General features: G+C 66.8%; 21 protein-coding genes. 11 read left to right on the forward strand and 10 right to left on the reverse strand.

The features are described from left to right. Positions 1-47: 47 nt before the first annotated feature. Positions 48-1,529, reverse strand: coding sequence for a phospholipase D-like domain-containing protein (locus ABZ803_RS14130; RefSeq protein ID WP_357036979.1), 1,482 nt, complete (start codon positions 1,527-1,529; stop codon positions 48-50). Between the two features lie 319 nt (positions 1,530-1,848). On the opposite strand from ABZ803_RS14130, the gene ABZ803_RS14135 reads away from it, so the two are divergent. From ABZ803_RS14135 to ABZ803_RS14145, 3 genes are all read left to right on the forward strand, one after another. Further along, positions 1,849-3,153 (forward strand): serine hydrolase, encoded by a 1,305-nt coding sequence (locus tag ABZ803_RS14135; RefSeq protein ID WP_357036982.1) that lies wholly within the window; start codon positions 1,849-1,851, stop codon positions 3,151-3,153. A gap of 162 nt (positions 3,154-3,315) precedes the next feature. Next, on the forward strand, positions 3,316-4,047 hold the full coding sequence (locus ABZ803_RS14140; RefSeq protein ID WP_357036985.1) for an alpha/beta hydrolase: 732 nt from the start codon (positions 3,316-3,318) through the stop codon (positions 4,045-4,047). Between the two features lie 435 nt (positions 4,048-4,482). Next, positions 4,483-4,920 (forward strand): DoxX family protein, encoded by a 438-nt coding sequence (locus tag ABZ803_RS14145; RefSeq protein ID WP_357036988.1) that lies wholly within the window; start codon positions 4,483-4,485, stop codon positions 4,918-4,920. A 106-nt stretch (positions 4,921-5,026) separates the two neighbouring features. Here ABZ803_RS14145 and ABZ803_RS14150 read toward each other — a convergent pair whose 3' ends face one another. Further along, the gene (locus tag ABZ803_RS14150) at positions 5,027-5,830 is read right to left on the reverse strand and encodes a HEAT repeat domain-containing protein (RefSeq protein WP_357036991.1); all 804 of its coding nucleotides are present in this window, start codon (positions 5,828-5,830) and stop codon (positions 5,027-5,029) included. Between the two features lie 151 nt (positions 5,831-5,981). Here ABZ803_RS14150 and ABZ803_RS14155 point away from each other — a divergent pair, with 151 nt between their 5' ends. Continuing rightward, positions 5,982-6,575 (forward strand): hypothetical protein, encoded by a 594-nt coding sequence (locus ABZ803_RS14155; protein WP_357036994.1) that lies wholly within the window; start codon positions 5,982-5,984, stop codon positions 6,573-6,575. 340 nt (positions 6,576-6,915) lie between these two features. Here the strand turns inward: ABZ803_RS14155 and ABZ803_RS14160 are convergent, their stop codons facing one another. Together ABZ803_RS14160 and ABZ803_RS14165 are read right to left on the reverse strand one after the other, a co-directional pair. After that, positions 6,916-8,184 carry a TMEM143 family protein gene (locus tag ABZ803_RS14160; protein WP_357036997.1) on the reverse strand — a complete coding sequence of 423 codons (1,269 nt, stop codon included), beginning with the start codon at positions 8,182-8,184 and terminating at the stop codon, positions 6,916-6,918. Between the two features lie 1,068 nt (positions 8,185-9,252). Continuing rightward, positions 9,253-9,852 carry an ABATE domain-containing protein gene (locus ABZ803_RS14165; protein ID WP_357037000.1) on the reverse strand — a complete coding sequence of 200 codons (600 nt, stop codon included), beginning with the start codon at positions 9,850-9,852 and terminating at the stop codon, positions 9,253-9,255. An 87-nt stretch (positions 9,853-9,939) separates the two neighbouring features. On the opposite strand from ABZ803_RS14165, the gene ABZ803_RS14170 reads away from it, so the two are divergent. From ABZ803_RS14170 to ABZ803_RS14190, 5 genes are all read left to right on the forward strand, one after another. Next, entirely contained in the window at positions 9,940-10,731 is a 792-nt protein-coding gene (locus ABZ803_RS14170) for an MBL fold metallo-hydrolase (protein WP_357037003.1), read from the forward strand. A 154-nt stretch (positions 10,732-10,885) separates the two neighbouring features. Further along, positions 10,886-11,617 (forward strand): MFS transporter, encoded by a 732-nt coding sequence (locus tag ABZ803_RS14175; protein ID WP_357037006.1) that lies wholly within the window; start codon positions 10,886-10,888, stop codon positions 11,615-11,617. Continuing rightward, entirely contained in the window at positions 11,596-11,997 is a 402-nt protein-coding gene (locus ABZ803_RS14180; RefSeq protein WP_357037009.1) for an MFS transporter, read from the forward strand. The genes ABZ803_RS14175 and ABZ803_RS14180 overlap by 22 nt, the downstream gene beginning before the upstream one ends. A gap of 326 nt (positions 11,998-12,323) precedes the next feature. Further along, on the forward strand, positions 12,324-12,929 hold the full coding sequence (locus ABZ803_RS14185) for a hypothetical protein (RefSeq protein WP_357037012.1): 606 nt from the start codon (positions 12,324-12,326) through the stop codon (positions 12,927-12,929). Next, positions 12,910-13,854, forward strand: coding sequence for a hypothetical protein (locus ABZ803_RS14190; RefSeq protein WP_357037015.1), 945 nt, complete (start codon positions 12,910-12,912; stop codon positions 13,852-13,854). The genes ABZ803_RS14185 and ABZ803_RS14190 overlap by 20 nt, the downstream gene beginning before the upstream one ends. A gap of 82 nt (positions 13,855-13,936) precedes the next feature. On the opposite strand, the gene ABZ803_RS14195 is transcribed toward ABZ803_RS14190, so the two are convergent. Next, positions 13,937-14,353: a VOC family protein gene (locus ABZ803_RS14195; protein WP_357037018.1), complete on the reverse strand. Its 417-nt coding sequence runs from the start codon at positions 14,351-14,353 to the stop codon at positions 13,937-13,939. A 142-nt stretch (positions 14,354-14,495) separates the two neighbouring features. Continuing rightward, a complete protein-coding gene (locus ABZ803_RS14200; protein WP_357037020.1) occupies positions 14,496-14,990 on the reverse strand; it encodes a DoxX family protein in 495 nt (164 codons plus the stop codon). Positions 14,991-15,788: 798 nt separating this feature from the next. Here ABZ803_RS14200 and ABZ803_RS14205 point away from each other — a divergent pair. Then, positions 15,789-16,181, forward strand: coding sequence for a group 1 truncated hemoglobin (locus ABZ803_RS14205; protein WP_357037023.1), 393 nt, complete (start codon positions 15,789-15,791; stop codon positions 16,179-16,181). Between the two features lie 329 nt (positions 16,182-16,510). Here ABZ803_RS14205 and ABZ803_RS14210 read toward each other — a convergent pair whose 3' ends face one another. Further along, positions 16,511-16,972, reverse strand: a complete 462-nt coding sequence (locus tag ABZ803_RS14210; protein WP_357037026.1) for a nuclear transport factor 2 family protein — start codon at positions 16,970-16,972, stop codon at positions 16,511-16,513. A 10-nt stretch (positions 16,973-16,982) separates the two neighbouring features. Further along, positions 16,983-17,567 carry an NAD(P)H-dependent oxidoreductase gene (locus ABZ803_RS14215; RefSeq protein ID WP_357037029.1) on the reverse strand — a complete coding sequence of 195 codons (585 nt, stop codon included), beginning with the start codon at positions 17,565-17,567 and terminating at the stop codon, positions 16,983-16,985. Positions 17,568-17,701: 134 nt separating this feature from the next. Between ABZ803_RS14215 and sigJ the strand changes: the two genes are divergently transcribed. Further along, positions 17,702-18,592: an RNA polymerase sigma factor SigJ gene (gene sigJ, locus ABZ803_RS14220; protein ID WP_357037032.1), complete on the forward strand. Its 891-nt coding sequence runs from the start codon at positions 17,702-17,704 to the stop codon at positions 18,590-18,592. Between the two features lie 91 nt (positions 18,593-18,683). Here the strand turns inward: sigJ and ABZ803_RS14225 are convergent, their stop codons facing one another. Together ABZ803_RS14225 and ABZ803_RS14230 are read right to left on the reverse strand one after the other, a co-directional pair. Then, positions 18,684-19,346: a response regulator transcription factor gene (locus tag ABZ803_RS14225; protein WP_357037035.1), complete on the reverse strand. Its 663-nt coding sequence runs from the start codon at positions 19,344-19,346 to the stop codon at positions 18,684-18,686. Continuing rightward, positions 19,343-20,425, reverse strand: coding sequence for a histidine kinase (locus ABZ803_RS14230; RefSeq protein WP_357037038.1), 1,083 nt, complete (start codon positions 20,423-20,425; stop codon positions 19,343-19,345). Before ABZ803_RS14230 ends, ABZ803_RS14225 begins: the two co-directional genes overlap by 4 nt. Between the last annotated feature and the right edge of the window lie 187 nt (positions 20,426-20,612).

The following is a 20,612-nucleotide window of genomic DNA, read 5'->3' on the forward strand; positions in this document are numbered from 1 at the left end:
TGTCCGCTCAGGCGGGAGGAACTCGACCCGTGCGTCCGGCACGTAGATCAGCGCACCGCCACCGCTGTCTTCAGCCTGCGGATACTCCGGATCAGCAACGGGTTGTCGCGCAGGCTCGGTGGCGTGCGTTCGGGATCCATCAGTTCGTTCTCCGCGAGCGGGCTGTCCTCGTCCTCGACGGTCCCCGGCTCGAACCGCACCAGGGTCCGGCCGTTGCCGCGCAACCTCTCGACGGTGCGCAGAAGAGACGACGTCTCGGCGAGTGTGGCGTCGAACTTCGCGGGTTCGGCGTCGAGATGTTCGCAGATCAGCTGGCGGCGGATACCGAGGATGGTTTCCCGCAGCAGATCACCGTCCACGGTGGCGGGGGTGACCTCGACGGCCAGATCGCATTCGGTGTCGAAGCCCATCGAACGGTTGTTGAGGTTCGACGATCCCACCCGCAGCAGCCGATCGTCCATCACCAATACCTTGGCGTGGACGTAGATCGGCGCACCGGCCTCGGTGACGGGGTAGTAGACGCCGAACCGGTTCTCGGTATCGGCCTTCCACAACAGCTGCAGTAAACGGCGACGCGCCCCGTCCATCGCCTGTTGCTCGAGCCAGCCGTCGGCGTGACGCGGCAGCACCAGCACGATCTCCGGACCATTCGGCTCACGCAGCCGAGCGGCGATCGCCTCGGCGAGAGTGCGCGAGGCCAGGTACTGACTCTCGATGTACAGCGACCGCTCGGCGCCCGCGATCGCCGCCAGATACAACGCCTCGATCTCCCGCACTTCGGCGCGGTCGGCGAGTTCGGGGAAGGTCCGCGCGATACCCACATCCACCGACCGCATCGTCGGCTCCAGCCCCTCCGGCCACGGCGTGTCACCGGCGATCGCGTCGACCGCGGCCAATTGCTGTCCCGTCGCCGCCTTCCACCGGGCTCGGGCCAATTCGCCGATCGCCTTAGCCGCATCACCGTCGACGGCGGTGGTCGCGTCGTGCCATGGTCCGTACCGGCGGCCGTTGGGCTCGGTTCGGTAGTGGTTGTCGTCCCGATGGTCGCTGGTGTCCCAGCGATCGACGGTCATGTCGATACCACCGCAGAACGCGAGTGTGTCGTCGATCACCACGATCTTCTGATGGTGCGCCGAACCGATCGGGTGCGCACCATCCATTTCGAGGTGCAACCGCCGATCGGTTATCCAATTGACGACGAAGATCGGGGTCATCCCGCGGCTGATCGCCGCGAACGCACCGACATTCCATTTCAGCAGGTAGATGTCGAGATCTGGTCGCTGTTTCGGCAGCCAGGACAGGAATTTACCCAGCCGATCGGGCCCTTCGAGGGTCTTCTCCCCCGGTTCGAACTTGATTCGGGTATCGAAGTCCCAGCCGATCAGCACGATGCGCTTGCGGGCCTGCAACATCGCGGACTTGGCATGGCGGAAATAGTCCGCCGCATCGACAATGCACGCCAGCCGATCGGCCCGCGCGATCTGCCAGCAGGTGTCGCCGGGGGTGAGGATTTGTCGCTCGTCGCTCATGTCTAATCAGTTCTCTCGTCCAGCCGGACACCCGTCGCCGCAGGTGAACGATTCACAGTACTGCGCGGTCGCGCACCGTTTCGGTCGCGGTCTTCGCCGGGGGACCTCGAACGCACGCTGGGCGTGCCGTCACGTTTCGAAGCTGCTATCGCAACGGACCTACGTCGCTCTGAGCAGGCAGCTGCGATGACGGTGCAGGTCCGCCCCCTACAAGTAGGGGCACCCGAAGAAGTAACCGGGTGTGAGGTGGGCGCGATGAGCCAGGTGGAGTTCGTCGAGAGCGGAGGCCTGCGTGGGTCGAGGTATGAGAAGCATTGCGGTGGCTACCATTACGGTGGCCGTGTCGATGCTCGGGATCGGTGCACCTGTGCTGGCGCATGCCGAGCCGGACGGGCTGAAGCATTGCGCGGTCAGCAGCGGACGAGTACCCGAAACGGCCACGCCGGAGGAGGTCGGACTCGATTCGGCGGCGCTGCGTCGGGCGGTGGCGCTCGCGGCGGATTCGACGCGCACGACGCTGCAGATCTTCCGGAACAATTGCCTGATCGCGACCGGCCCGAACCACGCGCGCGCCGCCGGTGTGCCGTGGAATCTCTGGAGCAGCACCAAGAGCGTGGTTTCGATGGTGGCCGGGATCGCGGTGGATGAGCAGCGACTGCGGCTCGACGACCCGATCGGCGCCTATCTACCGCCCGAACTCGGTGATTCCGCACATCGCGCGATCACCGTGCGGAATCTGCTCATCGAAGCCAGCGGCATGCGGGTGGCGGTGGCCTCCGAGGGCATCACCGGACTGGCGCAGATCGACCCGAATGTGGTCGCGCAGGCGCTGGCGATGCCGATCGATCAACAGCAAGGCATCGAGTGGCGCTACAGCCAGCGCGCTGTCGATCTGCTCGTGTACGTCATCCAGCGTGCGGTCGACGAGGACTTCCAGGCCTACACGCAGCGAAAGCTGCTCGATCCGTTGGGAATTCCGCCGACCGACTACTTCTGGGGGCGGGACCGCAGTGGAAACACCTACGGTTACGCGCATCTGCTGCTGCCGCCCGACGATTTCGCCAAGCTGGGTCTGCTGCTCACCAATCGCGGCCAGTGGGACGGTCACCGGATCATTTCGGCGGATTATCTCGCGCAGGCCGGCCGTCCCACGCCGACGAACCCGTGCTACGGCTTCCTGTTCGTGGTGAACGGGCCGGACTGCGCGAACTACTTTCCCGGGCTGCCGCCGGATGCGATGCAGATGTCGGGAATGATGCGCCAGGACAACTTCATCGTGCCGAGCCTCGGTTTGATGGTCAGTTGGACCGGTGTGACGGTTCCGGGGAGCGCGTTGAGCTTCCCACACGATGTCCTGCGTGCGGTCGGCGCCGCCTTCCTGGAACCCCGCATACCCGCCGCGGCACCGTACGAACAGCAATCGGATGTCCAGCTGTCCGATCCGATGATCTCGAATCCGGACGCGACTCTCGCCGCACTCGGTATCGGCCCGATGGCCTACCCGGGATGCAACCCGCTGTCCTGCCTGGGCAAGCCCATGTCCGCGCCGTTCGCGAATTGGCCGGCGGGTTGTTTCATCCTCGGCTGCGTCGGCCCCCATCCGGCGACACCTGGAATTCGCTAGCGGCAATCGGCGACCACTGCTACCTTTCCGTAAGCCGTGCCAGAGAAGGAGGAGGTGGTACCCGTGAACGCAGTATCTACATGGGTGCTCCCCTCTGGGGTCACGGTCGGGCGATAGGTCGTCCGGGAGCGCCGCTCGAGAGCACTCCCGAAAGGCACGACCATGCAATTCACTTCCGAACAGCGCCTCGACGACGGCGTCCTCGAACGCGAATTCACCCTCGGCGAGATCCCCGGCATCCTGTGGACGCCCGGATCCGCATCCGCACCGGCGCCGCTGATCCTGATCGGCCATCCCGGCGGACTCCGCCAGATGTACCCCCGACTGGTGGGCCGGGCTCGGCACGCCGTGGCGGAGGGCTTCGCCGCGGCCACCATCGAGCTCCCCGGCAACGGTGACCGGCCCCGTTCGGCCGCCGCCGAACAGGCCCGCGCCGACCTGCGCCGGGCGGTGACGGCCGGCGAGCCGGTCGACGACGAGATAGTCGACCGGCTCGTCCTCCCGCTGGTCGAAAGGGCGGTGCCGGAATGGCGGGCCGCCCTGGACGCCCTTCTTTCACTGCCCGAGATCGGCGGCCCGGTGGGGTACTCGGGAGGGGTGATCTCCATCGGCGTCCGGCTGGCGGTGGTCGAGCCGCGCATCTCGGCCGCCCTTCTGTTCGCCGGAAGTTACGTGCCCCGCAGCATGTTCGAGGAAGCCCGGCAGGTCACCATTCCGCTGCAAGTCCTGCTGCAATGGGACGACGAAGGGAACGACCGGCAGATGGCGCTGGACCTGTTCGACGCCTTCGGCTCCGAGGAGAAGACGCTGCACGCCAACATGGGCGGGCACACCGGCGTTCCGGCGTTCGAAGGAGACGACGCGAACCGGTTCTTCACCCGGCACCTGAAGTGAGGCCGGGCCGTCAGGCCGACAGCAGACGATAGGAACTGTCGGCCCGACACCGCTCATCGAGGACAGGTCCCGGCCCTCCTCGATGGCGGTTGGTCGGCAGATGCACAAACGCCCCGACCGCGGCGGTACCGCCCATCCGCGGTACCGACCGGTCGGGGCGACGCTTCTCAGGATCGGCGTGGTGAAGGTACCGCGGGTGTTGCGAGGAGAAGTGCCGACCAGATCCGCGAGATGTCACGTCAAGCGGTTGGTCTTCGATCCGAGCGGCGTAGCGCGGCCCGGCCGCGCGTGGTGCAGCTCTGCGGAACCCGGCGCTGAGCCGGTACGGCACCGGTTCGGGAAATCTTCGCCGACAGCGATGAATTCTCGGACGGTGCTCCGTCCTATCCGTTGAACGCGCTACCAACCCGGCGCGACCGACCAGAAGGACCAGAAATGACCACCGCCAACCCCACCGCCGAGTTCTCCAACGACGTCACCGGTCGTCCCGGCAAGGTCCGCAACCGCGTCCTGTGGACCCTGCAGATCCTGTTCGGCCTGTTCTTCATCATCGCTTCCGGCGGGCCGAAGCTTGTTATTCCGAACACCCTGATGGACAACGCCCCCGAGAATCTCACCATCCCCCTCGGGCTGCTCATCTTCATCGGAGTCGCGGAGGTCGCGGGTGGTATCGGCCTGATGGTGCCACGGCTCAGTGCCTTGGCTGCCGCGGGTCTGTCCGTTCTCACGGTGCTCGCCGCCGGGACGCAGGCCTTCATCGCCGACAAGCCCTTGATGGGGATCTTCCCACTGGTGCTTGCCGCGATCTTCGCCTGGATCGCCTACGAGCGCCGCGCTACCATCACCGATCTGCGTAACTCGCTCTCACGATGACAAATCCATGAGTAAGACCGGCGATCGGTGGCCCACCACCGATCGCCGGTCGTGCGTTCTCGGACCGATCGCCCGTCGGGTTGGCGGCGATCGGTCCGGTGGCTTTTCAGGATTCGCGGGCCGCGATTGCGGCTTGGATTCGTCGTAGCGTGCGAAGGCCCTTCTTCGCGGCGACGCTCACCATGCCATCGAAGACTGTGGAGCCCCGGTCGTGGGCCATCAGCCGTTCCAGCGTCGGCACGGCACGATCATCGCCCGTCGAACCGAGCGCGACAGCCGCCCAATAGCGCTGGTCCGGGTCCGCACTGCCGGCCGCCGCGCACAGCCTCGGAATGACGTCCGGGGCAAACTTGGCCAGCGCGCTGGCGATATAGCCGATGCGGAAGTACCGGCGGTTCTCGAATTCGTCCCACAGTGCGGCCAAGGCCGCGTCACCGCCGATCATGCCGAGGGCATCGGCGGCACGTTCGCGCATTCCTGCGATCGGGTCCCGCAGCACGGGCGCGAGCGCCGGGACGACCGATTCGTCGCCGAGGGTGCCCAGAGCGATCACCGCTTGCTCGCGAGCCATCTCCTGCGAATGGTCCAACATCGCGATCAAGCCGGGAACCGCATCGCGGAAGCCGAGCGCCGCGCAGCCCATCGCCGCCCATGCCTGGCAGTTGTACCGAGTGTCGGCGAGTGACGCGAGCAGGGGCGCCTTCAGGGTGTCGTCGCCGAAGACCGCTGCCTGGTTCAACGCCCGGCTGTACAGCGACCGGTGGTAGTCGGGATAGTCGCGGACGAGCGCGCGCAGTGCTTCCTCGGCGGATGTGTCCCCGTCAGCAGCCCGCGCGAGCAGCAGCCGCAGATTCGCTCCGCGAGTCTCGAGATCGCCGTCTTTGAGGCTTCGCGTATCAGCTGGGTTCACCGCCCAACGGTACCTGGCGATGATCCGTTCCCCCGCCACGTCTCGGGCGTCAGCGGATGAACGATGAGCTTCTCACCCCGAGTGCCGACGCCCGCCGACGGCGCCCATCCGACCGGGTACGGCCATCGGTCCTCGGTGGCAGGATGCGGGTGTGGGTAACTATTTCGAACGTATCGTCGACCTCGATGTGACCTCGGCCGACGCGAGCACGCTGGCCGAGCGCATGGTGGACTGGATGGTGTCGCGGCGATGGCTGCTTCGGCAGACTTCACGTGACGCGATGTACAGCCTCCACGCCGACGAAGGCTATCTGCCAGGCCCCGACTGGCCGCGGATCACCCGTGAATGGGGCGCCGACTGGATACCCGGCCCCGTTGCCGTCATCACCGGCCGCCACGACCACTATCCCGGCCAAGGCGCCATCGAACCGGCCTCCGCGGTATGCCCACGCTGCCAGGCCACCACCGTGATCATCGACTACCCGCGACAATGGGAAGCCGATCCCGCCGTATGGCAGCGGTTCTCGGACGCGATCGACACCTGGAAACGAACAGGCACCGGCGCGGCAATCTGCCCCTTCTGCACCACGCCGAGCCCCATCACCACCTGGCAATGGACAGACGGCTTCGCCCTGGGCACCCTCGCCTTCGACTTCTGGGGTTGGCCACCCCTGACCGAGGACTTCATCACCGAATTCGCCACCCGGCTCGGGCACCGGATCGAACACCACACCGGCAAGTTCTGACGGATGCCGGGCCGCGCGCGCCGCTCGGCTGAGACGACACGCAGCGCTTCCGCGCTCGCCCCAGCTCCGTGGCACCGGGTCGCGGAAGCGCCGAGACGCACTGTGGCAGCCCGGCTTCCACCGGGCGATTCACTCGACCCGCCCGAGCTGAAACCGTCGCAGGTCCCCTTGGCCGGCAACGCGTACGGCATTGTGCCCCAATGTGTCACGCTGCAGACATGGCGTCAGCGCGCTGGGAGCTGCACTTCGAGACGTCCGGCCGTGAGCGGAGCGCATCGGTGGCACAGGGCCGCCGATCGAGCGCACTTCCCTGCTGTCAAGTCGATTCGTGGGCAACGTCTCAGCCGGCGCTGACCCCGACTCGCCGCGCAGCCGCGGTGTCGCCTGTTTCGGGGTGGATTCGAAACAGGTTGTCCCAGTGATGATCCAACCGACGTTTCGCCTCGGTCAGCGCCACCGCTTCCAGTGCGCCGTGCTCGTCCTCGACGAGCAGTTCCCATTTTCGGAGCCTGCTGACCCCGTCGCGGATCCGGAAGTCGAAGGTTGCCTCCCACCGCCGACGGAACCACTCCTCCACCCGCTGATCGAGTTCGGCTGCGGTGATCGGCCGGTCGGCGGTGCGCAGGAAGTGGTAGGCGAGGACGGCCTCCTTCACCTCCGATTCCTCGGCAGCGCCGAGCAGATGGTGGAACACTCCCGCGTCGTTGTCGAGATTGCGGAAATAGAGGTGTTCCGACAGCGTCTTCATCAGCTTGATCTTGCGGTTCTTGAACTTGGAGAACTGGCGCACCAGGTAACCGCCGAAGGCCGCCACACCGGCGCCCAGGGTGAGCAGCGTGGCCCGATCCAACCGCACGGATTCCTCGCGCAGTCCGAGCCAGAACGCCAGCAAGAGAACCAGCGGCCCCAGCGAAGCCACCAGCTTCGTGACGACCACGATAATTCCGGAGACCACCGCGGGCACGCCGATCAGCAGCTTGTCCAGTGGTCGCATCCGGATCCGAACGATCGGATACAGCATCTCGAGGTCGTTTCGCGGCACGTTCCCGAACAGCTTCAGCAGCACACCGCCGTTGGGTCGATCCGCGACCTCCTCCGGCCGCTCGGCGAACGCGATATATACGAGAACCTTGCCGTAGCTGGTGAATTCGACGCTGCGCCGCCGTAGGCCGAACAGCCACCGAACTTGCTCGGTGCGCTGTGAGACCCCGCGTCGGAAGAACATCGCGGTATCGATGTCCTCCTCGTCGAGTTCCAGCCGCACTTTCACCAGGGAGTGCTCGGCGAACGCGCGCTCGATCTCAGCGGCATCGATGCGCGTGAAATCCGCCGCCTCGGCCAGCGCGACCAGCTCGGCTTCTACCCGCGCCCGTGCTGCCGCCCGGTCCTCGGGAGTAGCGGCACGGATGGCCCGTTCATCCTCCGCGGGGTCGACCAGGTGATAGGCGTCGAGCACCGTCTCACCACGCACATGGAACTCGTGATGCACCATTGCCGCCAGCAGCCGCGCGAACTCGGCGAACGATTCGCGTTCCGCGTCGGGAAGCTCGTCGGCGCACAAAGAGATCACCGCGCTCTTGCGGAACGGCAGGAAGTGTTCGGCATCCATCGGCAACTCCTCTCGACGGACCGGACCGTCGGCTACCACCCTATGGGGCGCTCATGGATGCCGAACGCACGCGCATGCCGAGGTGCGAACTGTCCTGGCAGAAGGGAGGTTATCGCTCTCCGACTCCTACGCGGGGTCGTCGGAACCACTGTCGGTAGGTTTCGTGCCGGAATCGGTAGCCGGTGCCGGTTACGCGCAGGAGGCCATCGTTCGCCTGATAGATCAGTAGGGTGGTGACGGTAGACGTGTGGAGTCCGCCGCGCGGAGAATGTAGTCACCGCTCCCTATGATGTCGTGGTGCTGACGGTCGGCCGGGCAAACGCCCGAGGCTGCCGGAGTATGGCCGTCGTAGAACAAACCCGAACACTTACGGCACCAGCGCCACTTGGGTGATCCCCCTACCCCATCCCGATTGGTCACGTCTTCCAGTCGGTAATTGCTGGATCCGAAAGCCACGTGACCGGGTTGTTCGCTGAACTGAGGCGAAGGGCATATTCCGCGAAAGCCGAAATTCCCTTCGAACCAGAGCCCTTGGCACTGCCGACACCACCTCCATTCGGACTGACCCTGGCCACCATCAGGGTCTTCCTTCAAGATGAAGTCGCCCGTTCCATCGTCGTGGTGGCCGCCGTCGAAGATGTCGCCGGCTGGGCAGCCACCACGGGTATTGTTGCCCGAGAACCAGAGACCACTGCAACGCGCACATCTCTTCCAAAGGCGCTGTGTGGCCGAAGCCGGTGCAGCGTTCTCCATGATCAGACATCCCGCAGCAGCGGCTATTCCGACGCCTACTGCCATACGCAGCAGCGTGCGACGCGGAGTGGGTATCAAATCGCTGGTCGTCATAAGATCCACGTTCCTCCCCGGACACGGTCTCTTCGGAGTTGCCTCTCCAGGCCAGGATGCTACCGCCGAATCAGTACGGGCACAGCGCTTTCAGTCATATCTCCACTGGTCGAGACCATGACGACAGCCGGAAGCCCGACCATGAGATCGCGACTCCACGCCGGTGTTCGCCTTCTTCAATGCCACTCGTGGCGCCGAAGGCTCCGTAGATCGGCGGCACGCTCAGTTCGCTTTGGCGCGGGCGTAGGCGCGGGCTGCGCGAGCGCGGTCGCCGCAGCGCGTGGAGCACCAGTGCCGGCGACCGTGGCGGATCAGGTAGCGGTTGCACGGAGTTGAGTCGCAAGTTGTCAGGGAATCGGCGTCGGAACCGGTGAGCAGGTCGGCGGCGTCCGCGGCGAGCGTCGCGAGCGCGCGGTCGAGGATCTCGTTGGGTGGACACACCGCGGCACGGTAGGGACCGTTCGCATCATCCCATTTCAGCAGGGGGGCTGTCGGGGTTCTGCTCAGCGCGTCGTTGACGGCGGCGAGTGCCGCCGGTAGTGCGGGCTGGCGCGCGACGCGGGCAGCGAACAATGCCCTGATGTGTTCGCGTAGTGCGCGCAGCTGCGTCGCGCACATTTCCTGCACTCCCGCATCGGCGGGGGCGAGGCCACGTTCGGCGAGCCACCGGTTCGTCGATGCCGGAGTGCCGAGCAGGTCGATGAAGTGCCCCCCGGGGAGCGCATAGGCGCTGTCGGCGAAATCGAGGGCGAGGTACTGCTCGGCGCCCGGTGCGGACGGCAAGGCGGGCCCGCCGGTCGACATCTCTCGCACGTCTTCCACGACTCTCATGTTACAAGTTGCTTTTATCCGTGAGAACGGCCTACCCTCCTCACGGATAGATTGGATTTCATCCGTGAGGAGTTCGTCGTGGCATCCCCCGCAAGCCCCACCGACCAGCACGTCCGCGTGCGCATCTTCGGCGGGCCGACCGCTTTGTTCGAATATGGGGGGCTGAGATTCCTCACCGACCCGACCTTCGATGCGCCCCGCGACTTCCCGCAGCCCGGCGGCCTGCTGACCAAGACCGCGCCGGCCGCCGTCGCCCCGGCCGACCTCGGGCGCGTCGACGTGGTTCTGCTCTCGCACGACGAGCACCCGGACAATCTCGACGACTCCGGCCGCGCCCTGCTCGCCGACGTGCCGCTCACCCTCACCACACCTGGCGGCGCGCAACGCCTCGGGAACGGGGCCGAAGGCTTGGCCGACTGGGAGTCGATCGAGCTGGATCGCCCCGGCGTCGGCACGATCACCGTGACCGGCGTGCCCGCGGTCCACGGGCCGGGCACACGCGAGGAGGTCGAACCGATCACCGGCCAGGTCGTCGGATTCGTGCTGACCGGAGAAGGCCTGCCCACCATCTATGTCAGCGGCGACAACGCCTCACTGACCGCGGTCGAGCAGATCGCCGAGCGTTTCGCGCCGGTGGACACAGCCATCCTCTTCGCCGGAGCGCCCCGCTTCTCCGTTCTCTTCGACGGCGCGCCGATCGTTCTCGACAGTGCCCAGACCGCCGCGGCCGCCGAGATCCTTGGTGCGCGTCAGGTTGTTCCCGTTCATTACGAGGGTTGGGCACACTTCACCGAAGGCCGGGCCGAATTGGTCGCCGCCTTCACCGCCGCCGGACTCCGCGACCGCCTCGACCTCGGCGAGAGGGTCTGAGTCCGTCGTGACGACTTCGGTACCTGCCCACATCGGCGATGCCCCCGGCTCCCGTGCGCAGCGTCGCACCCTGTTCGTCCTCGTCGCCGCGCAGGCCCTCAGCGGAGCGGGACTGGCGGCGGGCCTAACCGTCGGTGCCCTGCTGGCGCAGGACATGCTCGGCTCGACCAGCCTCGCCGGTCTGCCCAGTGCGCTCGGCACCGCTGGCTCCGCCCTGGCTGCCGTTACCGTCGGACGAATCTCGCAAGCCCGCGGCCGCCGCACCGGCCTGGTCGCCGGCTATCTGGCCGGCGCCATCGGCAGCGTCGGAATTATCGCCGCCGCTGTCGCGGACAATCCGATCCTGCTGTTCGCCGCGCTGTTCGTCTACGGCGCCGGAACCTCCACCAATCTGCAGGCCCGGTATGCCGGAGCCGATCTGGCCGACCCCGCCCACCGCGCCCGTGCCGTGTCCACCGTGCTGGTCGCCACGACACTCGGCGGCGTGGCCGGCCCCAACCTCACCACGCCGACCAGCGATCTGGCACAGCAACTCGGCATTCCCCACCTGGCCGGACCGTTCCTGCTCGCCGGCGCCGCATACGCGTCGGCGGCAGTGGTACTGGCCGTCTGGCTGCGCCCCGATCCGCTGCTCCTCGCCCGCACGCGCGAGGCCGACCGGGTCGTCGCGCAGCCTGATGATGCCGACATTCCGGCGCGTCCTGCGGTCGAAAAGCGCGGCCCCGGCGTGTGGGTCGGTGTAATTGCCATGGTGCTCACTCAGTTCGTGATGGTGGCGGTCATGACAATGACACCCGTCCACATGCGCGACCACGGCCACAGCAGCACCGCCGCCGGTCTCGTCATCTCCATCCTATCGGCGCGATGTACTTGCCATCGCCGCTGACGGGCTGGCTCGTAGATCGCTTCGGCCACTTCACCATCGCAGCGGCCTCAGGGCCGACTCTGCTCGCCGCCGGAACAGTCGCCGCCTGTGCCCCCAACGACTCCGTCACCCTGTTGACGGCCGCACTCACGTTGCTCGGGCTCGGCTGGAACTTCGGCCTCGTCGCGGGCACCGCGATCATCACCGAGACCGTGCTGCCGGCGACCCGCGCCCGAACGCAAGGCAGCCTCGACGTCACCATCGCCATCGCCGGCGCCACCGGTGGCATGACATCGGGAATGGTCGTCGCCGCTGCCGGTTACCCCACGCTGGCCATCGGCTGCGGCATCCTGGCACTGGCCATCGTGCCCACGATCGTCGCCACAGCACGCAAACCCTGACCCGGCTCATGTTCTTCACCGGAAATGCTCTGTGTGTCAGTCGGATTCGGAAGTGGTGAGGACTGTGCGGCCGGAGTCGGGTCCGGAATCGGCGATTGCCGAGGCTCAGCGCCGCGAGTCGTTTCGGGGCGCGAGGGCGGCGCAGGTGTATGCGCTATCCACCGCGACTCGGGAATCGGCAAACGCGACAAGATGTGGGGAAATTACCGCTGCCGCTGATTATTTGAGCGATGATCAGTGGTGCGACATGCGCTGAATGCGCATCGACCAAACGCTCGACGTGATCGCACTCCGGAATGCGGGGAGGGAAAATGTTCGCTCGGCGAATGCTGGTCGTGGGTGCGGTGGCGGTCGCGGTGGCGGCGTGCGCCACGTCGATACCCGACCAGGAAGCGGACACCGCGACGACAACCCGGTCGCCGTCCGCAACCGCTGCACCGCAGGGCGACGAAGTGCTGGTCCGTCCAGGGAAAACCGATGCCGGTAAGGCGGCGGGGGCGCCCTTCCGTATTCCGGCGTTCACCGAACTTCAGGGCGCACCGATCGTCGAGGTCGAGGACTTGGCGGTGCAGCGCATAGCCGCCGCTTGCGGCGGCTGCGCGAGCGTTGCCATTGCGCAGGACCAGGCCGACACCGGCCGCAGCGTTTGCCAATACTCCGGCTTCCTCGGCGCGAAGCAGGATTCGACCCCGGCCGAGCAGTCGGCGAACGGGTCGCTGATCCTGACGTCCGGCTCGACACTGACGCTTCTCACCGGGACACTGCCCTCGCAGAAATTTCCCTGCGACACCGATGGATTCGAACCGAAGACGACATCGCAGACCGATTCTTCCACCGCGACCGTCTCCCCCACCGGAACCGACTCGACCACCCGAACCCGAACGCCCACCGAGACGGCGACGAGCAAGCCGCATGTCACAACCACCAGATGAGCAGGCGCCCACACCCGCGGCGGTATCGGCGTTCGACGGGTTCGCTCACGTCGCGAGATCCATCGGGCAACTGGTCGCGCCGACAACGCTGCTCACCGCTGTGCTGTTCTACTTCGGCTGGGCACATGTCTACTGGTACTTCAACTACTTCGGTGTCGACTCGACGACGCTGAATCCGAGCATCCGCGAGTACCTGATGCGCACCGTCGACGCGCTGTTCGTGCCGTTGACACTCGTCGGTCTCATCGGTATGGCGGTGCTGTGGGGATACGTCGCGCTTCCGGAGTCGGTCCGTGCCCGTCGCCCCGGGCGGTGGGCGACCTCCGTGATCGCGGTGATCGCCGGGGCAGTCCTCCTCAACGGGGTCTCCCGGATATACGTCGTGACACCGCTCAACAAGGGCTTGTGCGTGGCACCGCTGTCGATCATCGCTGGAGTGCTGATCTTCTGGCTGCTGGTCGTGCTGCGTCGTCAGCGTCTGCGTGAAAGCCTCCCCGCGACAGCGCCGCCGCCGTCACAGGCGGCAGCGGTCGCCGAGTGGGTGATCCTGTTCCTCATGGTCGGCATCAACTTGTTCTGGATCGCCACCGATTACTCGGTTGCGGTCGGTCAGACCAGGGCGCGGGAATGGGCCGCGCAACTGCCCACCAGTTCCCAGGTCATCATCTACAGCGAAAAGGAGCTCCACCTTTCCGGGTCAGATGTCCGCATGGCGTCCTGCGGCGCCGATCCCGCCTCCGGATCCGCCTACCGCTTCCGCTACGACGGGCTGGCGCCACTGAGCCGCATCGGTGACCACTACATCCTGGTCCCCCGGACCTGGACACCCAGGCGCGGCGCGGCCATCGTCCTGCCCGCGCAGAGTCCGGGCGCGATCCGGTTCGAGTTCCGGCTCGCGGGCGACACGGTCCCCGCCACCTGTTGAGACGGCTCAGGCCAGGACGACTTCCATGCGCCATATGTGCCACCGCGGATGCCCAGGCCGAGGCTTTCCGGGAAAGGCGCGATCACTGCTTGCGTACGACCAACTCCAGCGCGATGTTGTCCGGGTCGCGGAATTCCAGAATGTACATGGCACCGAGATCTTTCACCCCCTCGTGCGGGATGCCGAGTTCGTCGAGCAAGGCAGCCGCCGAATCGAGATCCGACCGAGTGGCGAGGGCGAAGGCGAGGTGGTCGAGTCCTACTCGATCTTCGTCGAACTCGTCGCTGGCGACAGGGCGAAGCCCGAGCAGTGCATCACCCATCTGGTAGATCACACCGCCGAAGAGGAACCCGAATCGCGCACGGGTGGCTTCGTCCGCGTCCGCAGGACACTCCCACGCGATCGGCCAGCCGAAGACGGCGTCGTAGAAAGCCCGGGATTTGTCGATGTCGGTCACTGTCAAGCGAACATGGTCGAACGAACTGGTGGAAATCGGCATGATCGAGATCCTGTCATGATCACCTTGCTTCGTTGAGGCAAGGTTGCAGGACCTGGCGAGTAACTTTTCCCGCGCGATCCTCGCGCGCGAAGCGTTGCGGGCCGCAATGCAGTGATCGGCGTGGGGTGGACCAGCTTCGGAGTCACCGGTCGGATCGTCGGCGTCCTGGTGGTTCCGGCCGTGTGAGCAGGGCGTCCAGTGACCAGCCGCCGGGCCCGGCCCACAGCAGGTAGATCAGTCCGAGCAGCATCGCGACATCTGTGCGCGCGTCGTGGGCCATCCCCCAGATGCCTTCTACTCCTTGGAACCCGCCCGGGCGCAGCTCTCGCAACTTGGTCAGCACGATCGCCAGGACGATATCGACCAGTAACGGCAGCGTGGCGAAGCGGGTCAGCAGTCCGACGACGATCAGGAGTCCGCAGGTGATCTCGACGACGCCGTCGAGGTTCGCGAAGAAGGTCGCCGCCGGGATACCGATCTTTTCGAACCGGCCCGGGCCCAATTTGTCCGGATAGAGGAACTTCTGGATCCCCTCACTGAGAAACACCAACCCCACCGACAACCGTATACAGATCGCTGCCGCCGGGCCGTCCGTACCGAGGGCACGCGGCCATGACCAGCGATCCGTTCCCGCCATCGGCGCTCGCCTCCCGATATCGTCTGCCGACCACGCGCGAGCCTACCGAGCGAGCACCACGCGGACGGCCGATCGCGAGGCCCTGATGCCGGGGCGTTACGGTCCTCCGCGGTCTACGCGGCGACCGCAGGTCCGTCGCCCCCCGAGCCGGGTCACTTCGCCAGACTGCCGTCCGAGTCTTCGTGCCGCCGTGGCCAGTGCCGCGGGTACCGAGCGTGGACGATTCAGCGCTTCGACGCCGGACACCGGCCGCCGAAATGCGCGGCACCCCGCGCTGCGGTCCCGCCGAGCCCGGCCGGGCAGCGGGCCTCACCACGCTGTCAGGCCTCGTGATTTTCGCCGCCCGCAGCACCGGCGTTCACTGCAGTATATTGAATAACTTACTTAACCAGCACACCGTCTGCGTGAAATGAGCCGAACAAAGCGGATTCATGCGGATCTAACTGCACTTTCGTGCGGTCCGCAATCGAGTGCCGCACCGAGTGATCCGCACCTGCGGCAGTCGCCTACCAAGCGGAATAGACAGTAACATAATCAGGTGCTATCGAGTGCGGCGAAGCGAGCAGGGCGGCGCCCTGGTGTGCGACCCCGTGGCGCCGAGCGAGTACGGAGGTTGGCGTGAGCGGCGATATCGGAACCGAAGTTGTTACGGAATCTTCGAGCTCTCAGCGGATTCAGCGCGATGTCACCCCGACCGGCCCGCACCGCTCGTCAGCTCCGAATCCGTCGTCATTGCCGACAAGCCGAGTCGCCGTCCCCGAACGCACATCTGATCGCCCGCAATCCGAGGAGCCCACCGTGGACACAACGTCGGCCACGCCCTACGACCGCACCCTGTACGCCCGCGCCGGGGGCCACGCCGCCCTCGAAGTCGTCGTAGAAGACCTCTACGCCCGCATCCTGGCCGACGAGGAACTGGCGCCGTTCTTCACCGGCGTCAACATGCCGCGAGTGAAGGGCCGCCAGGTCGAGTTCTTCGCCGCCGCACTGGGAGGACCGACGCCGTACACCGGGCCGCGGATGAAGCAGGTCCACCAAGGTCGAGGCATAACCCGGCACCACTTCGACCGCGTCGCCGAACATCTGACTCAGTCCCTCCGAGCGGCTGGTACGCCGCCGGCTATCACGGCCGAGATCATCGCGGCGGTCGCTCCCCTCGCCGACGACATCGTCTCAAAAGCGATCGAATAGGTTACGCCGCTCGTTCGACGGCCTGTCTGCTCCGCGCATCGCCTGGGGCTACGTCATCCGATCACCCGTCGGCACCTTGCTGTCCGATCCGGCATCCGCCACGCGGGCTCTCCGTGGAGGCCGCCGGTTCGGCCGACGCCACTGGTCGCGGCGGACAGACTCGACGATCGACACCGCCGGCTGCGAGGAAGCCGATCAGGAGAAGCAAGGCATCGAGCGAGACCCGGGGCCGCTGTGGTGGGCGGCCCCGGGCCTTCGATGCGGTCGGATATCGGCATCACAACGTCTCGAGCGATGCGCCAGGTTCTCGACAACGTTGCTGCGACCCGTCAGGGCTCGAGGTCGACCACGCCTTTGCCACTGGAGATGTCGAGCGGTACCGAGACCTGGTCGTGAGCGATCAGCCAGGTGTTGTCGATCTTCCGCATGCCGTACGTGACCCGGACCCACATACCGCTGGTTGCCGCTCCGTTCTTCAGCGTGCCGCTGAGCCGAGCGAAGGCGTGCCCGAACGCCACATCCCCGCCTACGGTGAACGTCAGGTCGCGCACCTCGTAGGTCACACTCTCGAAGACCAGGAACACCTTCGCCCAGTTCTCGAGTTTCGCCGCTATCCCGACGTGCTGGAGCGGCGGCTCGACATCGAAGGACACCACGTCGGGCGTGTACAGCTGCCTCAGGACCTCGAGATCCTTGACTCGCAGTCCTTCGACCGCCTTGTCGATTGTTCGGCGAAGCTCGACTTCCTCCGCCTCGGTGTCGGCTGACTGAAAGTGGTTGATTCCGGTCATCATCGGCTCCTCAGGAATTCAAGAGAGTGGTTTCGGTGCCGGTCCGCAGCGGCGCCAATGCGGTGCTCCAGGCGATGAGCTGATCCAGCGTCTTGTCGAGGGCGGCGGCATGGTGGTCGCGCGGTGTGAAGGTGGTGTAGTTCTCGAAATCGGTGAGCACCGAGACGGTGACCTGATAGCCCACGTCGGCCATGCCCAGCGTGCCGCAGACCGTCCGCAACTGCACCACCGCGCGGGCGCCGCCGCCCGCGCCGTAGGAGACGAATCCGACCGCCTTGTCGGTCCACTCCGCGAACAGGTGGTCGAAGGCGTTCTTCAGCACTCCGGGGACCCCGCCGTTGTACTCCGGGGTCACCACCACGAAGCCGTCGAACGGGGCGATGCGCTCGGCCCAGGCGCGGGTATGGGCGTTGCTCGATGGGCCGAACATCGGCGCCACCGGTTCGTCCAGATGCGGTAACGGGTGGTCGCGCAGATCGATCAGTTCGAACTCCGCGTCGCCGCGCTGCGATGCCGTTTCCAGGACCCACCGGGCGACCTGCGAGCCGTTGCGGTTGGGGCGGGTACTGCCGAGGATAATCCCGATTCTGGTCATTTCCGGAACTCCTGCTCTGCTGAAGGTGTCACAACCTTCCGACGACGCAGCCGTCCGGAATGTCAGGCCGCCTCACAAATCGGTTCGCTGATTCGTCGGTTTCGGTGAGGACGCACACACCGAAGGAGACGACCATGACCGACCCGCACCTGCGCGCGGTGATCAGTGAACGCCGACAGCTGATCAATCTCGCCTACCGTCTGCTCGGCTCCCTGGCCGAGGCCGAGGATGTGGTGCAGGAGACCTACGCGCGCTGGTACGCGCTGCCGGAGGCGCAGCGCGGGAAGGTGGAGGCGCCCGGCGCCTGGTTGACGACGGTTGCCAGCCGGATCTGCCTCGATCTACTCGGCTCGGCGCGCGCCAGGCGGGAACGGTATGTGGGCGAATGGATTCCGGAGCCGGTACCCGGCCGGTCCGAATGGCTCGATGGTCCCGACTCCGTCGATCCCGCCGACCGGGTCACCCTCGACGAGTCGATCAGCATGGCCTTTCTCGTCGTGCTGGATTCGATGACTCCGGCCGAGCGCGTGGCGTTCGTTCTGCACGACGTCTTCCGCTACTCCTTCGCCGAGGTCGCCGAGATCGTCGGGCGCACTCCCGCGGCCTGCCGGCAGCTCGCCTCCAGCGCCCGCCGCCGCATCGATACCACCCGGGGTCCGTCGAGCACCGAGCGCGCCGAGGTGGTCCGGGATTTCAAACGAGCCTGGGAGACAGGGGATATCGAGGCCCTGATCGGGTTGCTCGATCCGCAGGCGACCGCGACGGCCGACGGCGGCGGCCTGGCATTGGCCTTCCTCGACCCGATCCACGGCAGCGAAGAGATCGCCCGCGCCTGGATGGAGATCGCCACCTACGGCCCTGCGGTGACCCTGCTGGAGCGCACGGTGAACGGCCAGCCCGGCCTGGTGGCACGGCTCGACGACGCCATCGTCACGGTCTACGCCTTCGACATCGCCGACGGCCGGATCACCCGCATCTGGGCGATCCGGAATCCGGAGAAATTGCAGCCATGGACGGCCGGGTGAACCGAACGCCTGCGGTCGCCACGCCCGGCCGGATGTGGCCACGAGCAGCTTCGAGTCCTGAGCGGACGGGCCGAGCGAGGCGAGGTGCTGGTCAGGCTCGGCGCGGGATCACCAAGCCGGATTCGTAAGCCAGGACGACCAGTTGAGCGCGGTCGCGGGCGTGGAGCTTGGTCATGGCCCGGTTGACGTGGGTCTTGGCGGTCAGCGGGCTGATCACCAAGTGCTCGGCGATCTCGTCGTTCGACAGGCCCCGGGCAACAAGCGTGACGACCTCCCGCTCGCGGTTGGTCAGCCCGGCCAGACCGGGAGCCTCACCGGAGTCCAGTGGCCGGCTGACATACCGGTTGATCAGTTTGCGCGTGATCGACGGCGCGAGCAGTGCGTCACCCCGGGCCGCGACCCGGACGGCGTGCAGGAAGTCCTCCGGATGGATGTCCTTGACCAGGAACCCGGCCGCACCGGCGCGCAGGGCGTCGAAGACGTGCTCGTCCAGGCCGTAGTTGGTCAGTATCACCACGTGCACCCCGCTCAGGGCCGGGTCGGCGGCGATGCGCCGGGTCGCCTCGATGCCGTCCACGACAGGCATCTGGATGTCCATCAGTGCGATGTCGGGCAGGTGTTCGCGGGCCAGCTCGACGCCCCGCGCGCCGTCGGCGGCCTCGGCCACCACGTCGATATCGTCCTCCACGTCGAGCAGCGCACGGAAACCGCTGCGGATCAGCGGCTGGTCGTCGACCAGCAGGACGCGGATCAAGGCGCCCGCTCCACGGGCAGCTCGGCACAGACGGTGAAACCGCCCCCGCCGCGGGGCGCCGTGTGTAACCGGCCGCCGAGGGCGGTGACCCGCTCTCCCATTCCGAGCAGCCCCACACCCGGCACCGGCACGGTGTCCGGCGTGGCTCGGCCGTCGTCGTCGACCCGGATCACCAGGGCGTCGGGGCGGTGTTCGATATGGACCGAGGCGGTGTCGGCAGCAGCGTGCCGGGTGATGTTGGTCAGCGACTCCTGGACGATTCGGTAGGCGGTCCGGTCCACGGCCGCGGGCAGGTCCGCACGCTGTCCCTCGACCGTCAATCTCGCGTCCAGGCCGGTCGCGCGGACCCTTTCCACCAGCTCCGGCACGTGATCGAGCCCGTGCGACGGTGCGCGGTCGTCGCGCAGGGCCTCCAGGGTGGCCCTGAGTTCCCGGGATGCCTCGCGACCGGCCGCCAGAATCGCCAGCAGCGCCTCTGGCACTTGCTCACCGCGCTTGCGGGCCAGGTGCACGGCCACCTCGGCCTGCACCTTGATCACCGAGATCTGGTGGGTCAGCGAGTCGTGCAACTCGCGAGCGATGTGCAGCCGTTCCTCGTCGGCCCGCCGCCGTGCGGTCTCCTCGCGGGTGCGCTCGGCCTCCTCGGCCCGCCGCTCGGCCTGCCGCAGCGCTTCACCCGCCGCGCCCGCGGCGACCAGCCACGCCAGTTGCAGCACGCCCCGGGTCTGCGCGAACGCCTCGCCCATGAGCAGTCCGCGCGGCGAGATCAGCAACGCGAAGGGCATGACGAGCACCATGATCACCGATCCCGCCACGGCCGCCACCCGCTGCCCCGCACGGAACGCGGCATACACGGCGAACAAGAATGCGACCGCGGGCACGTCGACCCCGAGGGCCTGGTACGCCAACGCGGTCAGCCCCGTCACCGCCAGCACCACGACCGGCGCTCGGCGGCTCGCGGCCGACGACAGCCCGCCCGCGACCAGCAGCACCCACCCGACCGCGGGCCCCGACAATCCCGAGACGAGCTGGAATACCGCGATGCCCACGGCGATCGCCCAGTCCCGAACCCGTTCCATGGGTGCACCCTAACCCCGTGTCCGCGTTGGGACGTCGTGCACGGGAATGATCACCGTCTACTGCGCGGGCAGTACTTCCTCTGGTTTCCTACGCCCTCGGCGGCAGCGTGAAGTGCCTGCGCGCGCAGGACGACCGGAAGCGGGTGTGGCGGAGAGGATGTCCACGTCCCAGTCGTTGGAGAAGGAG

The organism is Nocardia sp. NPDC047648, assembly GCF_040642815.1.
Taxonomy (GTDB): Bacteria; Actinomycetota; Actinomycetes; order Mycobacteriales; family Mycobacteriaceae; genus Nocardia; species Nocardia gamkensis.